17 protein-coding genes are annotated in these 15,189 nt (G+C 42.2%); 15 read left to right on the top strand and 2 right to left on the bottom strand.

All coding sequences use genetic code 11. The annotated features are described in order from the left end of the window. The first annotated feature begins 13 nt into the window (after positions 1–13). The 5 genes from FC83_RS02590 (at position 14) to FC83_RS02570 (ending at position 5,553) form a co-directional block, all read left to right on the top strand. Positions 14–1,597, top strand: coding sequence for an alpha-L-rhamnosidase-related protein (locus FC83_RS02590; protein ID WP_057002355.1), 1,584 nt, complete (start codon positions 14–16; stop codon positions 1,595–1,597). A 38-nt stretch (positions 1,598–1,635) separates the two neighbouring features. Then, positions 1,636–2,574 carry an ROK family protein gene (locus FC83_RS02585; protein ID WP_035455706.1) on the top strand — a complete coding sequence of 313 codons (939 nt, stop codon included), beginning with the start codon at positions 1,636–1,638 and terminating at the stop codon, positions 2,572–2,574. Positions 2,575–2,592: 18 nt separating this feature from the next. After that, a complete protein-coding gene (locus FC83_RS02580) occupies positions 2,593–4,056 on the top strand; it encodes a glycoside hydrolase family 1 protein (protein ID WP_035455707.1) in 1,464 nt (487 codons plus the stop codon). Between the two features lie 127 nt (positions 4,057–4,183). Further along, a complete protein-coding gene (locus FC83_RS02575) occupies positions 4,184–4,681 on the top strand; it encodes a GNAT family N-acetyltransferase (RefSeq protein ID WP_081763206.1) in 498 nt (165 codons plus the stop codon). 137 nt (positions 4,682–4,818) lie between these two features. Beyond that, a complete protein-coding gene (locus FC83_RS02570; protein WP_035455708.1) occupies positions 4,819–5,553 on the top strand; it encodes a sulfite exporter TauE/SafE family protein in 735 nt (244 codons plus the stop codon). An 86-nt stretch (positions 5,554–5,639) separates the two neighbouring features. On the opposite strand, the gene FC83_RS02565 is transcribed toward FC83_RS02570, so the two are convergent. After that, complete coding sequence (locus FC83_RS02565; RefSeq protein WP_057002354.1) at positions 5,640–6,389, bottom strand: sulfite exporter TauE/SafE family protein; 750 nt, start codon at positions 6,387–6,389, stop codon at positions 5,640–5,642. 261 nt (positions 6,390–6,650) lie between these two features. Here FC83_RS02565 and FC83_RS02560 point away from each other — a divergent pair, with 261 nt between their 5' ends. Continuing rightward, complete coding sequence (locus tag FC83_RS02560) at positions 6,651–7,223, top strand: TetR/AcrR family transcriptional regulator (protein WP_035455712.1); 573 nt, start codon at positions 6,651–6,653, stop codon at positions 7,221–7,223. 129 nt (positions 7,224–7,352) lie between these two features. Then, positions 7,353–7,847, top strand: coding sequence for a GNAT family N-acetyltransferase (locus tag FC83_RS02555; protein WP_235184382.1), 495 nt, complete (start codon positions 7,353–7,355; stop codon positions 7,845–7,847). 80 nt (positions 7,848–7,927) lie between these two features. Here FC83_RS02555 and FC83_RS02550 read toward each other — a convergent pair whose 3' ends face one another. After that, positions 7,928–8,704, bottom strand: a complete 777-nt coding sequence (locus FC83_RS02550; protein WP_035455714.1) for a CPBP family intramembrane glutamic endopeptidase — start codon at positions 8,702–8,704, stop codon at positions 7,928–7,930. A 156-nt stretch (positions 8,705–8,860) separates the two neighbouring features. Between FC83_RS02550 and FC83_RS02545 the strand changes: the two genes are divergently transcribed. The 8 genes from FC83_RS02545 (at position 8,861) to FC83_RS02510 (ending at position 15,136) form a co-directional block, all read left to right on the top strand. Further along, a complete protein-coding gene (locus FC83_RS02545; RefSeq protein WP_057002353.1) occupies positions 8,861–9,943 on the top strand; it encodes a S66 family peptidase in 1,083 nt (360 codons plus the stop codon). Between the two features lie 157 nt (positions 9,944–10,100). Further along, positions 10,101–11,054 carry a LacI family DNA-binding transcriptional regulator gene (locus tag FC83_RS02540; protein WP_035455716.1) on the top strand — a complete coding sequence of 318 codons (954 nt, stop codon included), beginning with the start codon at positions 10,101–10,103 and terminating at the stop codon, positions 11,052–11,054. Between the two features lie 144 nt (positions 11,055–11,198). Further along, entirely contained in the window at positions 11,199–11,573 is a 375-nt protein-coding gene (locus tag FC83_RS02535) for a PTS sugar transporter subunit IIA (RefSeq protein WP_161633823.1), read from the top strand. Positions 11,574–11,710: 137 nt separating this feature from the next. Beyond that, complete coding sequence (locus FC83_RS02530; protein WP_057002352.1) at positions 11,711–12,037, top strand: PadR family transcriptional regulator; 327 nt, start codon at positions 11,711–11,713, stop codon at positions 12,035–12,037. Positions 12,038–12,041: 4 nt separating this feature from the next. Beyond that, the gene (locus FC83_RS02525; protein ID WP_035455720.1) at positions 12,042–12,680 is read left to right on the top strand and encodes a DUF1700 domain-containing protein; all 639 of its coding nucleotides are present in this window, start codon (positions 12,042–12,044) and stop codon (positions 12,678–12,680) included. After that, positions 12,677–13,549, top strand: a complete 873-nt coding sequence (locus FC83_RS02520) for a DUF4097 family beta strand repeat-containing protein (protein WP_035455722.1) — start codon at positions 12,677–12,679, stop codon at positions 13,547–13,549. Before FC83_RS02525 ends, FC83_RS02520 begins: the two co-directional genes overlap by 4 nt. 106 nt (positions 13,550–13,655) lie before the next feature. Further along, positions 13,656–14,528 (top strand): ATP-binding cassette domain-containing protein, encoded by an 873-nt coding sequence (locus FC83_RS02515; protein ID WP_035455725.1) that lies wholly within the window; start codon positions 13,656–13,658, stop codon positions 14,526–14,528. Next, positions 14,525–15,136 carry a hypothetical protein gene (locus FC83_RS02510; RefSeq protein WP_035455728.1) on the top strand — a complete coding sequence of 204 codons (612 nt, stop codon included), beginning with the start codon at positions 14,525–14,527 and terminating at the stop codon, positions 15,134–15,136. The genes FC83_RS02515 and FC83_RS02510 overlap by 4 nt, the downstream gene beginning before the upstream one ends. The last annotated feature ends 53 nt before the right edge of the window (positions 15,137–15,189 follow it).

Here is a 15,189-nt window from a genome sequence, read left to right as displayed (position 1 = left end):
GGGGAAAAGATACATGGAGTTTCAAAATGATACGGCCATTCAATTTGAACGCAACCAAAAATTTTTGGATAAAGCCACCGCAAGTAAGCCCAAATTACAGTACGACACAATAGTGCCTAATAGATTGGTCAAAATCGTTAAAGATGAAGCAAAGCTATTTGGGTATGAAGCAGTTACGGACGACAAAGCTATGCAGGATTTAACAACTTATAGTTTTGGGCGCAATGAACAACTCGTCTTTGACCTAGGAACCCATTATGTGGGGAAATTCAGTGTTGATCTAACTTCAGTAGGTGCACCCATGGATGCACCGCTATATATCCAGCTGATTTTCGCCGAACAACCTGTGGAAATTGGTGATGTGAATAAGCCATATACTGGGTTATTGAGCCAGTCATGGCTTCAAGAGGAATACATTCATCTTGACACACTACCAGCAAAATTAGAATTAGACCGCCGCTATGCCTGTAGATATGTTGCTATCAAAGTTATTGATACGTCACCAAAATGGCAAGTTCAATTTTCAAATCCAAAATTTATTGCAGAGAGTTCAGTTACGATGACTCAAGTGAAGCCGGTCAAAACTGGAGATTTGGAATTGGATAAGATTGACGCAGTCAGTTTAAAAACACTGCATGACTGCATGCAAGATGTTTTTGAAGATGGTCCAAAACGAGATCGCAGATTATGGTTGGGCGACTTGAGATTGCAAGCTTTAGCAAATTATGCGTCTTTTGATAATCAACAGCTGGTTAAGCGTTGTTTGTATCTATTTGGGGGGATGCCAACTGTTGATGGGAAAATATCCGCCAATGTATTCACGAAACCGCATGATATTCCAGACAATACTTTCTTGTATGATTATAGCTTGTTCTTTACGTCGATATTGTTTGATTACTATCAGCAATATCAGGACCAAGAAACGTTAATTGACTTATATCCAGTTGCCAAGACTAGTATCGATTTGGCCTTAACGTTAGTTGATTCCCAGGGATTACTTCATTTAGATAAGGGCTGGCCTGTATTTATCGATTGGGCTCAAGATTTTGATAAAACGACTAGTGCTCAAGCTGTACTAATTTATGCCTTGAAACAATTTATTGAACTCGCCCAAATTAAGACGGATCCAGATATTTCGAAATATCAAGCCCAATTAACGCTGCTAGTTTCAGCGAGTCAAGAACAACTTTTTGACAAAGCAACTCGATTATTTGTCAGTGGCCCTGAAAGGCAAGTCAATATTGCCAGTCAATGTTGGATGGTCCTTGCAGGCGTTTTGCCTGATGCAGGGAATTACCAACTAATGACTAAAACGATTGCTGAGTTATTTCCTGTTAAGGGGGTTGCTACACCGTATATGTATCATCATATTGATGAAGCCTTATTTAAATCTGGCCACAAGGAAGAAGCTGTCAAGTTACTAAAGGATTATTGGGGTGCAATGGTTCATTATGGGGCGGATACATTTTGGGAAGCTTTTAAACCAGAACAACCTGATTTTTCACCTTACAATAGTTTGGCGATCAATAGTTTTTGCCATGCCTGGAGTTGTACGCCCACATATTTAATTAGAAAGTATCTTCTGGGCAATGATTGAAGTTATTAATCAAGGAAATACAAGGGGGGGTGGCAAGGATGCATGATTTCTTATGTATCGATATTGGTGGTACCAATTTGAAATATGCGGTGATCAATCATGCTGGTGAAATGATTATACATGATAAAGTTAAGACCCCAGCTCAAGATTTGGGGACTTTTATGGCCGTCATTTATCGTATATTAGACCAACATAGTCAGCATATTTCTGGTATTGCCATTAGTGTGCCAGGACAAGTTGATCCAGCAACTGGCATTGTATACCATGGTGGGTCCTTACCATTTCTGGATAAAATCAATTTCCCAGAGTTGATCCATAAGCGCTATGGACTAGAAATCAGCGTGCATGTGGAAAATGATGGTAAAGCGGGCGCATTAGCAGAGCTTTGGTTAGGGTCATTGAAGGATGTCCAAAATGGTGCTGCAATCATTTTAGGAACAGGTGTTGGCGGTGGTTTAATCTTAAATGGCCAATTATTTTACGGGTCCCATTTTCAAGCCGGCGAATTAAGTTTTATGTTCACAGATACTAGTCAAAGTATGAATCGCGGCATCGTGGGTATTAATGCTTCCGCAGTAGGCATGGTTAAGACGATTGCTGATAAAATAGGTCTTCCCAAAAATCAAGATAATGGGTTGGCAGTATTTCAGCATATTCAAAATGGCGATTCAAGGGCGGTCATACCATTTCAGCAATATTGTCGAAATGTTGCCTATCTAATTTTAAATATACAAACCGTTGTTGATTTAACAACTTTTGCAATTGGTGGTGGGATAAGTCGCCAAGGGATAGTTACGGAGACAATCAATGCCCAGTATGATGCATTATTAAACGAAAATATGATTGTGAAAGAGAGTTTAAGCAGACCAAAAATTAAACAAGCTGCCTTTGGCAATGATGCGAATCTGTTTGGCGCCTTATATAGCTTATTCATGGCCCAGGATCATACTGGAATGGCGGAGAAAAACATTAGTTAAGAAAGGATACTCAAGTTTATGTATAATTTTCCTAAAAGTTTTTTATGGGGTGGGGCGACAGCTGCCAATCAGCTAGAAGGTGCTTGGGATGTAGATGGCAAACAACCTTCAACTAATGATGCGCTACCTGGCGGTAAAGATCGGTTGAAAATTATTGATAGCGACACGTTTGACTGGCAAATTGATAACTCAAGATATCGTTATCCCAATCATCGCGGTATTGATTACTATCATCACTTTAAAGAAGATATCCAATTATTCGCGCAAATGGGTTTTAAGTGTTATCGATTTTCTATAGCTTGGTCTAGAATCTATCCTAATGGGGATGATATTCGGCCAAATGAACAAGGTTTAAAGTTCTATGATGCAGTTATTGATGAATGTCTGAAATACAATATTCAACCAGTGATCACAATCTCTCACTATGAATTACCACTAAATTTAGCAGTTAAATATGGTGGTTGGAAAAATCGGCAATTAATTACGTTTTACGAAAGATTTGCAGAAACAGTGCTCAAACGGTACGGTGACCGGGTTCAATATTGGATGACTTTCAATGAAATTAATTCAGCTTTTCATTTTCCTGCGTTAGGCCAAGGCATGATTCCTAGTACTGGTTCTAAGGACTATACAAATGTTTTTCAAGCTTGGCATAATCAATTCGTGGCCAGTGCACTGGCTGTTAAGGTGGGGCATGAAATTGATCCTAACTTAAAGATTGGCTGCATGACGTTATACATTACGTCATACGCAGTTGATGATGATCCTATCAATCAGTTGGCTAACTTGAAGCAAAAACAAGATTTTAATTTCTTCTGTACGGATGTCCAGGTTCGCGGGCACTACCCAGCTTCTACCCAGCGTATTTATCATGACTATAACGTGGATCAGTCGAAATTAATTCAAACAGATGCGGATTTCAAGCTTCTAGCAAAGTATCCCGTTGATTACATTGGCTTTAGTTACTATAACTCCTCAGTTGTTGATGTGACCCATGTGCATCAGGAAAAAGCCCAGGGTAATTTAAACGGCGGTGTTCGTAACACCCATTTAGCAGAAAGTGAATGGGGCTGGCAAATTGACCCCGTGGGCTTACGGATTGCTTTGAACGAACTTTATGGTCGTTATGAAAAACCTTTATTTGTAGTTGAAAATGGCCTAGGTGCCATTGATAAGCCAGATGAGCATTTCATGATTGCAGATGATTACCGCATCGACTTTTTGCGGCAGCATATTGAAGCAATGGCGGCAGCGATTGACGATGGCGTATATTTGATGGGTTATACCCCGTGGGGATGTATTGATCTTGTAAGTGCCTCAACGGGTGAAATGTCAAAACGATACGGTTTTATTTACGTCGATTTGGATGACAATGGCGAGGGTACTTTGAAACGTTATAAAAAGAAGTCTTTTGACTGGTATCAAGAAGTAATTAAAACAAATGGTGAAAATCTAGATTGGCCTAATCAAAATAAAAGCTGATTTGGCCCGGATCTTAACACCGCAGATGTAATAAACATAGTGAAAAACTGCAGCCTATTGAATTGGTTGCAGTTTTTCGTTATGGTGATAATAAAGAATTGACGTCTAGGGAGGCTAAGTTTTTATCATGACAACCACATCCATCAAATATCAAACCATCACGGACCAACAAACCGAAGCTTTATATACCTGCATGAAGCAATTGGATTTAGAAACCCAGTTTATGCTCTACCAGCCTGAGGAGCGCGTCTATGATGAGGCGAAACTAGCCCAGCGGATAGATGGTGCTGGTGTTATCATCGGGGCTTTCGTAGCGGATCAAATCATTGGTTACATTCAAATTAATCGGTCTAATTTGGCTAAAGTTAAGCATTGTGGCTACATTGTTTTGGGGGTTTTAGCCCAATATGCTGGTCATGGCATCGGCACTAGTTTGATTCAACGGGCCATTGCCTGGAGTCAGGCCAACGCCATCCATCGCTTGGAATTAACCGTCATCAGCAATAATAAAATCGCCCGGCAACTTTATGAAAAAAATGGCTTTGCCATTGAAGGCATGCGCAAGGATTCTATTTATATGGACAATCATTATTATGATGAGTATTACATGCGCAAGTTACTGTGAGCTTATTTTAAAAATAGCACAATTTAGGTAGATATCTTGGAGTTTTGAAGGGATATCCGCCTTTTTATAGTTGTTAGTGGAAAACTGAGGTGATAATGCCAAGTTTGATTGTTAGAATAGAGATAACGAGGTTTATAATGATGATTTTAATCGCTATTGTGAATTTAATAATCGGGTTGTTAGTAGGCATTAGTGGCATCGCTGGTTTTTTGTTGCCCATCTTTTACGTCAGTGTGTTGCATTTGGGCACAGTTGAAGCTTTGGCTTTAAGTTTTGCGGCCTTTATTGTCTCTGGATTGTTGGGGAGCTTTAATTACTATCGGCATCGATTGTTAAATTTGAGACTGGCCAGTATCCTCAGTATCGGCAGTTTTCTAGCCAGCTTTCTTGGAGTTAAAGTCAATTTGCTGATTCCCGAAGATCTGATGCGGATTATTTTATATTGTGTCGTTTTACTATCAGGTATCATGATACTATGTCGAAAAGATGCGGCTAAAGTTCAGCAGAAAACACCGGGGAACGCTACTTTAATTAGCATCGGTTTTGTGACTGGTTTTATCTGTGCCGTGACTGGTGCTGGTGGACCAATTATTGTTTTGCCAATTTTGATCATGTTGGGTATTCAAGCCCATGAAGCGGTGGCAATTTCGCTTTTTAATTCAATTTTTATCGGCATCCCTTCGGCTGCGGGCTATATTCTGAATTCAGATCTAAAAATTATTGGTGCTATTATTCCTGTGGCCCTGATTGCCCATGGTGTTGGCGTGTATATCGGCAGTCAAAATGGCCATAGAATTAATCAAAAGTTGCTTAAAAGAGTCGTGGCAATATTTTCCATCTTTATTGCGGTGTTCCAATTTATAATGGGATAATTGTGCAAGTTCTATATTCAGATACGCAAATAGCGTCATTCGTTCAGCAGCCTTAAGGCCTAGCTTTACGAATGACACTATTTAGGCTAGAACAATGTTTTTAACCCTAAAGCTGCTAGAAAAATTGCAATTAGTGGTTTTAAATAATTTCCGGCTTTAGTTTGGGTTAACTTATTTAACAATGTTGGGGCAATTGCAGCACCAACGAGTGAGCCAATCATTAAGCTGATTCCAACCGACCAGTCGACTTGACCCCCAGCAATGTGAAAAATAGTGCCTATTGCGGACATAAAGACCAACACGTAAGCAGAAGTTGCTGCAGCATTTATCGTAGGTAGGCCCATCAAAAACAAACCGGCAATAATGGGGGCACCGCCGCTCATACCTGCGACTCCAACCATCAGACCACCGACAATACCAAACAAACCGGCTTTGATTTGAATACTACGGGAGAGTTTGTTACTGGGCCCGCTAGCTTGCGATTTTTGAAAGAGCATGTTAAGGCCCAAAATGATTAACACGATACCAATAATCCATTTGTACAAGTGATCGGGGATGAGTTTGGAAACTAATGAACCAATTACAACAGCTGGAACAGCAGTGATTAACATTTGATTACCGAGTTTTACCTTAACTTTACCTTGACGGTAGTAAGTCCACGCACCAACAATCAGTGAGGGGAGAACGGTTACTAATGAGGTAGAAGCTGCGGATGCGGCTGGTAGACCTAACAGGCCAGTGAGTAGGCCAAGGTAAATAGCGGCCCCGCCCCCACCAAATAAAACGACAAAAGTACCAATAACTAAGCCAAAAATCCCAAGAAATAAGTAGGTCATACTTGATTACTTCCCTTTTGGATGATATTGTATTTTACAACATGTAATTATAGTATTACATGTTGTAAAATACAAGCTATATTTATAAAGACTGTTCGCAAAATGTTAGAAAATTGTGACCATATCCGTGGTCGCCTTTATAATAATGCTGCGGTATAGTATGAACTGGATACTTGAACCGCGGTTCTGACGAAAAGCAGATTGATAAGTATATCTGTGATGTGACAACAATTTTTAAAATTAATTTATTGGAGGTTAGTCATGCCCAAACAAGTATTATCTAGAGAAAGAATTATGGCAGTTGGCATTGAACTTATTAATGCTGAGACACCTTTAACATTTTCAAATTTAGCTCGGCAACTCGGGACTAAATCGCAAGCTTTATACCCATACTTTAGCAATCAGACTGATCTGAGCTATGCGATTTTAGAAGAAGTATTAGATAGGCTCATTGCAACACTTAGAAGCCGATTGCTTGGGTTGACTGGTGAACCAGCGTTACTTGAACTGGCCTTGATTTGCCGCTCGCTCGGGCTAACGCATCTTCGCTTGAGTCGATTTTTAATTACATTACCCCGAGATAAAGCGACTATAGCCGCTCAAAAGAGCATCAATACATTAGGAACCGTATTTAATAAGCTGCTGGCATCTGCCTTTCACGAGACACGTGTGCAAATATTGGCGGGACGTATGATCAGAAATCTAATTATTGGAGAACTGGCTAATGTTGGGACGGGTTGGTTTTCAAATCAAGAAATTTCTCAAGCAGCAAGTTTTAAATGGATGATTCAAAGTAGTCTTGATATACTCAGCCAAGAGGACGAACAAGGCTAATAACGTTGTTGGCTAAACTCATATTTGTAACGTGAGACCTACAACAATCATGGTGGGACCGATTGATTAGTGAGTTGGATATTACAGGAATTCTACAATGTGATAAGTTGAAAGGGGGGATATGGCACTATGGCTAAAAAGATGACTACTGATAACCCATCGGCCAACCGTTACGTGATTAAGGCGTTTGATGAAAGACCTAGAGAGACCCTTGAATCGCTCTTTTTACTAGGGGATGAAGACCCGCAAATGGTGGCGGCCTACGTCAACACCGGCCGGTTATTTGTGGCCTATGACAAGGCTCAACCGATTGGTCTAGTTTTAGTAACCCCCACAGCACAGCCTGACACAGCAGAAATAAAGAACATTGCCGTCTTACCCGCTTACCAACATCAAGGTCTGGGGTCACGGCTGATTGCCCAGGTCGTGGCGGCACTGTCCCCAGAAAAATGGCAGTTACTGGTGGGGACCGGTGATGCAGACGTTCAAAATATATTGTTTTATTTGAAAAATGGCTTTCGCTTTGACAGTATTCGGCCTCGTTTCTTTGACCAATATTCAAAACCAATTATGGCCAATGGCGTGCAGTTGCGGGATATGGTGGTGCTCAAACGCCAACTTTAGTTCAAATAAGATTGGACAAATAAGCCGACAAAAAGACAGGTCTGGCATTGAAACTTCAGGCCTGCCTTTAGCGAAGTTGGCTAATGTTTTAGCGCTACCTTTTTCTTTTGATTTGAAGTGATGCGATGTAATAACACGATGCCAACGGTGATATGGGTGACAACCAATAAGAGTAGGCTCAGGCGGTCGATTAAAGAATTACCAATGGTGGAAATTGGTATCGGCGACCAATAATAAGAAGATGCGTCAAGTAAGCTATGCCAAACAATGGTGAAGCCAAGATTGTGCGTCGTGAAGTACAAGGCGGCGGCGCCAAAACCCATGGCCGTGGTATAGCCGATCTGAATTAAGACTTGCTTTGGATCGGGATTGCTGTGCAGGTTAAACAAATGCAAGCAGCCAAAGATAATAGCCGTTATGATACTCGTCCACCAATAGGGGGAAAGTTTTTTGGGTGTTTTGGACCAGACCCAAAAGAGTAGTGGGCCTCGTACCAGGGGTTCTTCGAAAATCCCAACGGCTAAGCCAAATAATAGGGCAGATATTAAGCGCTGATTGCTATAGGCAGGCAAGGGACCGTTGTTCACCAGATTAACGTTAACCATTAAGACAACTGCAATAACGCCTATCCAAAAGTGGCGCGGTTTTGAGAAAATAGGTAGATTAAACCAGCCTATGGTCAGACCAATCATAACAATACCCGCAACAGCTTCAGAAATTACATCAGAAAGTTGGCTGTTATGCATACCCAGTTTTTGAAGTAGCGCGGGCACGAATAGAAGCACAATAATGGTTAGTACATAGAAAAGGCTGAGTTTAGCCCCCAACTTTTTGGGTATCGGTGTTGTGGCAAACATAGCGAGTGCCCCTTTCTTGATTTAAGATGACAACCACTGCTAAAAGTGGCAGTAGTTCGTTTTTTAAGAGTATTTTTATACTATAGCATGCTTTTATAAGGTGAAAAAAGTTAGACTTACCATAATTAACCAGTTTTGTGACGAGGAGGCTTCTAAATGTTACACAAACCACCTGCTTTAAAACCCGGCGATCAAGTGGGCATTGTCAGTTTATCCCAAGGGACGCTGGGGGAAGACTTTGCGGCCCACCAGCGACAACTGGGCGTTAAACGGCTAGAAGAACTTGGCTTGAACCCTGTATTTATGCCTAATGCCCTAAAAGGGATCGTTTATTTAGCCGCCCATCCGGAAGCAAGGGCAGCAGATTTAAAAACGGCTTTCTTGAATCCGGAAATTAAAGGTATTTTTTGTGCCATTGGCGGGGATGATACTTACCGGCTGTTGCCGTATTTAATGACTGATACTGATTTCATCCAGGCGGTCACGATGCAACCTAAGATTTTCAGTGACTTTTCGGATACGACTATCAATCACCTGATGTTTTATCGTCTGGGCCTTCGGAGTTTTTATGGCCCCAATTTTTTAAACGATTTGGCCGAATTGGATCACAAATTATTGCCCTTTACCCAACAAACATTAAAGCATTACTTTGAAAATCCAGCTGTCACTGACATTACAGCCAGTCCAGTTTGGTATGAAGAACAGACCGATTTTTCAGAACAAAGTCTCGGTACACCACGGGTCAGTCATCCCGAGACCCATGGCTTCGAAGTTCTGCGGGGCAGGGGGCGAATTAAAGGGGAGCTGCTAGGCGGCTGTTTGGATAGTTTTTACGATATTTTGACTACTAATCGGTATCCTGATGAAGCAGCAGTTATTGCTAAGTATCAACTATTTCCTGACGCCAAAATTTGGCAGGGTAAAATTTTGTTTATCGAAACCAGTGAAGAACAGCCAAAACCCACGCTGTATCGCGCTATGTTACAAACGTTAGCACAACAAGGCGTATTAGCCGCTGTGGCAGGTATTATCGTGGGCAAGCCCCAAAATGAACGCTACTACGAGGCTTACAAGGTGGCATTGTTGCAGGTGACCGCAGCTTATCAGACGCCAATCATTTACAATGTGAATTTTGGCCATGCCTATCCCCGCACTGCGTTGCCTTATGGGGCTGAGGCTTTATTGGACTTAGACCAAGGCCGTATTCAAATTACCGAACCTTACTTTGCCGAAAATTAATTTGCTATGAAACCCGTTCCACATTCTAGACTTAGCAGTAGCAAACATTACCAGCAATGGTAAACTAAGGATAAAGCACATTTTCTCCGATAGAAGCCGTGTACAATGACCGGGGACAAGTGATCTCAAGTTCTTAAGTTTAGAAAGGGTGAGTATTTTGGCAACAATTCGCGATATCGCTAAAGCCAGTGGGTACTCCATTGCTACAGTGTCCCGGGCTATCAATCATAGTGGCTATGTGTCGGCCAAGGCCCAGCAAGCGATTGAGCGGGTGGTGGCCGAATTAGATTATGCCCCCAACGCCATCGCTCAGGATCTAAGTGCCGGGGTCACCCATACTATTGGCGTGGTCTTACCCCACAGCAACCACCCTTATTTCACCCAATTGTTAAACGGGATTATGGATGCGGCCTTTGATAGTGGTTATAAAATCACCATCTTACCTTCGGGCTGGCAGCGGTCGTTAGAATTAGAGTACCTAGAACAGCTGCGGCGCAAGGCCTTTGATGCCATGATTTTCACGTCCCACGGGATTCCTTTAAAAGAATTAGCCGCTTATCAGCGCTATGGTCGCATCGTGATTTGTGAAGACCCAAAAGACACCGATTTACCAGCGGCTTATTCTGACCGGGAAGTGGCTTACCGGGCGGCCTTTAGATGGCTCCAACAAAAGCAAGTGACCCACATTGGTTTTTTGCTCAGTCGGGCCCAAGAACATATTAGTGCCACCAGCTATGCCACGTTGCGGGCTTTTCGAGCTATTTATGGCCGCACCCCCGGCAAAGACTGGATCATCTCCGGCATCAATACCTATGAAGATGGCTATCACACCGCAGAAAAATTTCATCAACACCAGATTGAACCAGAATATATCTTCTCCAACGGTGATGACGTGGCCGTGGGGGTGCGCCAGTACTATATTCAACAACACTTACCTATTCCTGGGTTGGTGGGTCAAGAGAATCAGTTGACCAGTAAATTACTGAATATCCCCACGATTGACCATCATTTCGTCCAGATCGGCGCAGCAGCTTTTGAATTGGCCACTCATCCAGAAGCCACCCCCGATCGGGAAAAATTTCAATCTGAATTTATTTTACGGGGGATCTAACCCTTGATAAGAAGCTATTCGTTGTGGGTTCTTATTTTTTTTACCATCAAAGTGAAATTAATCCTTGACCTGAAACGGGTTTTACAAAGTATGCTGTGATTGTAGTTAAGAAAGCGTGTTATCAAATACTAAATGGAGGTCAATATGATGCGTGCAGAAATGATTAGAGAACCCGTTACAACATTTAAATTAGATAGTAAAGATGAACTTAGTGCCATTATCGACTTGGCCCAAGCAATTGCCGGTAGATTCAAACTTGATACCCAAACACTTAAAAGTAGTATCTTAGCCAGTGAAGTCCAAGGCACACAGATTATTGCCGGTCACATTGCATTGACCCACGGTTCGGATACGCAAATCAAAACCCCCGAAATTGTGCAAACTTCTTTTGACACCCCAATTCTATGGGGCAGTGTGGCCACTAAGGTGGATCAAGTTCTCACAGTTTTAGTGCCAAGTCATTATTCCGACACTGATTATACCGCTTTGAAAGATCAACTCATTGCAGAATTTGAATAAGTCAGACCGCTTAATTTGGCAGCAGTTACCCTGGAGGTAGCTGCTATTTTTTTGCAAAAAAATTAATATTAGTTGTAATCATATATTATACGACGTATAATATAAACGAAATCAAAATAAGGAATGGAGGTTATCCCATGAGCATGCCAATTAGTGCCGATTTACTAGATGGGGTGGTGTTAGCCGTTTTAAAGCATGATGATGCTTACGGTTATAATCTAACCCAGCAGATCCAAGATAAAATTCCCTTGTCGCCGTCCACTCTATACCCAGTTTTACGGCGGTTGAAAGCCCAAGATTGGCTGGAGACTTACGATAAACCCTATCAAGGCCGGAATCGCCGCTATTATCGCATCACCGAAGCTGGTCGCAATCATCTCACTGGGTTATTGGTGGAATGGACGGCCTACAAGAAGCAAATTGATTACTTTCTAAATCCGACCCAACCCCAAAAGGAGGCGTAAATAGATGAGCACAGATACCTATTTTCAACAAGTTGAACAATTATTAGCACCACTAAACCCGGACGAACGTTTTGAAGCCATTGAATACTTCAAAGATTACGCCCAGGATGCCAATCTGGATACGGGGGATGCGTTGGTCGCCCAATTGGGGACGCCCAAACAATTGTCCCGGCAGATTTTGGCAGATTATTCTATCAAAGCCACCGAGAACCAACAAGTTCAAGGCACTAAAACCAACAACCGTTCCACTATGCGCCAGATCTGGTTAGTACTTTTGGCTATTTTGTCCTTACCCATGGCCATTCCCTTGGCAATTACTGTCTTCGTTCTAATTGGGGCCGCAATCATCGTTTTGATAAGTATCTTAGGCAGTATTTGGATCACCATTGCCGCCATCACGATTTCTGGTTTCTTCATAGGTGGCATGGCTTTATATGTAGCCGTGGGACTAGTCACGACTCACTTGATGACCGCCATTACCTATTTAGGCATGGGGATTGCTGGTTTAGGGATAGGTTTATTATTGATTCCCGTCTTAAAATGGTTCACCCAAGCCAGTTTCCGTAGCTTCGCGAAGTTCTTCCGGTGGATTTATCAACGCCTGTCTAACCGACGTCAAGCAGTGGAGGTGTCAGATAAATGAAAAATTTAATTAAAGTTGGGGCGATGTTGTTCGGTGCTGGTTTGATTATTTTCGCCGTAGGTTTTTTAGGTCATGGCTTTCAAAGCATCAATATCGTCAATGGTCGACCCCAGATTACGCAAGTGGAAAAACGCAGCCTACATCCGGCTAAATTTAACAAAATGGATGTGAACGTGAGCTATCAAGATGTGGTGGTGAAACAAGGAAATGATTATGAAGTCAATGTCACCACTATGGGCGACGATGATATCACCAGTAAAGTTGTGGATGGCGTCTTGCAGATCCATCAAAGCAATACTACCAGTCCCTTCACTTTTGGCATTGGTTCCTTGCCGGCTGACAAGCTAGAAATTACCGTGCCAAGAACGGCTAAATTCAGTGATGTGACCATTCATAGCAATAATGGTGATTTAACCTATACTTCTGGCACGGTTGATAACCTGAAGCTAAGCTCACGAAGCGGTAACTTACAAGTGACTCAGACCCAAGTAACCAAAATGACCAATCTAACCACTGGCGCTGGTGATATTCGTTTGGTGAACAGTGAGTTGAATAATGCTAAGCTTCAAACCCAGAGTGGCGACATTCGTGGTGAAGGGGGTCAATTGGCGCAGGGGACCTTGAATTCCGCCAACGGCAATTTGACACTTCAGGGGATGCGGTTTAAAGGTGCGACAACTTTGAATACCAGTAGTGGCGACAATCGGATTGAAAATGCCCCTAAGGATGCCGGCTATCGGCTCACCACAGATAGTGGCGACAATAAATTATTCAATCGTAAGTCCACAGAAAAACAAGTCATCGTGAATTGGGATGCTGAAACCCGCCTAGATTTGCGGACATCCAATGGTGATAACCACGTGGAATAGTCTTAGTACAGCATTAACAAAAGAGCGTATGCAACGTTTTTACAGCAACGCTTTTTTTAGTACGACGGAATTGTTATGGATATTATTGGTGGGAGGCATAATAAACATGAAATTAGTTATCAATGACGTAGCTGTGTCCTTTGGGCATAAAAATGTGTTACAAGATTTATCTATGACCTTAGAATCAGGGGGGCTTATCGGGTTAATCGGGCCTAATGGGGCAGGTAAGACCACCTTGATCAAGGTGATTACGACGTTACTACAACCAACGCAAGGGACGGTGTTATTGGATGGGGTAGATATTGGTAGACATCCCAATGTAATGCGACAAGTTCTGGGCTATTTACCCCAAACTGTGCCCTATTATCCGCAACTCAGCGCAAAGGCATATTTGCAATATGTTGCAGCTATTAAGGGATTGCCGTCAAAGCGAGGTGATCAACAAATCATAGCGTTGTTGCAGCAATTAGGTTTAGCAGATGTGGGTAAGCGTAAGCTAGCGGCTTTTTCTGGCGGCATGCGCCAACGGGTGGCCATTGCGGCAACATTACTCGGTGATCCCAAGGTCATTATTGTGGATGAACCAACGACTGGCTTAGATCCTATTGAACGGATTCGACTACGCAATTTGCTCAGTTCTTTAGCATCAGACCGTATCGTTTTAATGGCGACCCACATTATTTCAGATGTGGAAGCAGTTGCCAATGATATCTTGTTATTACAAGCTGGTCATTTATTATTTCAAGGTACCGCATTAGACATGATGCAAGCTGCCAAAAAACAGGTTTGGGAGTATATATTACCCTTTGGTCAACAGCCAAGAACAGGTGCTGTTGTCAGTGGGATTATCCAAGAATCTGATGGGGTCCACGTCCGAGAAATTGCCAGTGGCAAGCCAACTGCAGATGCTGTACTGATCGAACCGCATTTAGAAGATGCCAGTATGGTTTTATTGGATAGTCAGGTGAGCCAGCGATGATGGCAATCTTAAAAGCACGGCTCTTTGAAAAGATGAACAGTTTGTCGTTTATAACATTGCTGATTTTCACTTTATTTATGACGGTTGTCGGAACACCCCAAGCCCAGGGTGCGGTTAAAACGTTAACGATTGAACCAGGTTTGTATTATCAAGCCAACAATCCAACTTGGCTACCAATCGGGACAGCACTGATCTTTGGGATGATGCTGCCGTTAATTGGGTTTACCTATGTTAGAGACGCAGTAGGGCTGGATGTGCAAACAAATGTCATAAGTATTATTAAAACTAGTAAATTCGCAAGCTTAAATTATACCCTAGGTAAATTTTTGGCTAATGTCACATTATTAGTAGGTATGTGGGTCGTGGCGATTATCGGCACACTGGGGATGATGCTGTTACGATTTCCCGGGCAAAGCCTAACATTTACCGGATTTATCACACCATTTCTAGTGCTTATACCGGGCCTGCTTTTAACGGCAGCTTTTGCGCTATTAGTAGATACAATTGGTATTTTTAGAAAGACTGGGGGCACAGTGTTAGGCATCCTGGTACTGCTGACACTTTATATTTTAGAAACAACAACAAAAACTGCCAGTTTTATGGTTTGATAGGGTCCCTGTCAAGTGCACCGATGAAAAACAAAAATCTCAGAAATTCTAAT

Source organism: Agrilactobacillus composti DSM 18527 = JCM 14202 (assembly GCF_001436375.1).
In the GTDB taxonomy this organism is placed as follows: domain Bacteria; phylum Bacillota; class Bacilli; order Lactobacillales; family Lactobacillaceae; genus Agrilactobacillus; species Agrilactobacillus composti.
This window is presented reverse-complemented; position numbering and strand designations above follow the sequence as displayed.

What these genes read in the sequence shown, in the direction of transcription:
- FC83_RS02530 (WP_057002352.1), top strand. Translation starts at nt 11,711, where the DNA reads ATGAGCATGCCAATTAGTGCCGATTTACTAGATGGGGTGGTGTTAGCC.
- FC83_RS02515 (WP_035455725.1), top strand. Translation starts at nt 13,656, where the DNA reads ATGAAATTAGTTATCAATGACGTAGCTGTGTCCTTTGGGCATAAAAAT.
- FC83_RS02520 (WP_035455722.1), top strand. Translation starts at nt 12,677, where the DNA reads ATGAAAAATTTAATTAAAGTTGGGGCGATGTTGTTCGGTGCTGGTTTG.
- FC83_RS02525 (WP_035455720.1), top strand. Translation starts at nt 12,042, where the DNA reads ATGAGCACAGATACCTATTTTCAACAAGTTGAACAATTATTAGCACCA.
- FC83_RS02560 (WP_035455712.1), top strand. Translation starts at nt 6,651, where the DNA reads ATGCCCAAACAAGTATTATCTAGAGAAAGAATTATGGCAGTTGGCATT.
- FC83_RS02580 (WP_035455707.1), top strand. Translation starts at nt 2,593, where the DNA reads ATGTATAATTTTCCTAAAAGTTTTTTATGGGGTGGGGCGACAGCTGCC.
- FC83_RS02535 (WP_161633823.1), top strand. Translation starts at nt 11,199, where the DNA reads ATGATGCGTGCAGAAATGATTAGAGAACCCGTTACAACATTTAAATTA.
- FC83_RS02585 (WP_035455706.1), top strand. Translation starts at nt 1,636, where the DNA reads ATGCATGATTTCTTATGTATCGATATTGGTGGTACCAATTTGAAATAT.
- FC83_RS02545 (WP_057002353.1), top strand. Translation starts at nt 8,861, where the DNA reads ATGTTACACAAACCACCTGCTTTAAAACCCGGCGATCAAGTGGGCATT.
- FC83_RS02565 (WP_057002354.1), bottom strand. Translation starts at nt 6,389, where the DNA reads ATGACCTACTTATTTCTTGGGATTTTTGGCTTAGTTATTGGTACTTTT.
- FC83_RS02555 (WP_235184382.1), top strand. Translation starts at nt 7,353, where the DNA reads ATGGCTAAAAAGATGACTACTGATAACCCATCGGCCAACCGTTACGTG.
- FC83_RS02575 (WP_081763206.1), top strand. Translation starts at nt 4,184, where the DNA reads ATGACAACCACATCCATCAAATATCAAACCATCACGGACCAACAAACC.
- FC83_RS02590 (WP_057002355.1), top strand. Translation starts at nt 14, where the DNA reads ATGGAGTTTCAAAATGATACGGCCATTCAATTTGAACGCAACCAAAAA.
- FC83_RS02550 (WP_035455714.1), bottom strand. Translation starts at nt 8,704, where the DNA reads ATGTTTGCCACAACACCGATACCCAAAAAGTTGGGGGCTAAACTCAGC.
- FC83_RS02570 (WP_035455708.1), top strand. Translation starts at nt 4,819, where the DNA reads ATGATGATTTTAATCGCTATTGTGAATTTAATAATCGGGTTGTTAGTA.
- FC83_RS02510 (WP_035455728.1), top strand. Translation starts at nt 14,525, where the DNA reads ATGATGGCAATCTTAAAAGCACGGCTCTTTGAAAAGATGAACAGTTTG.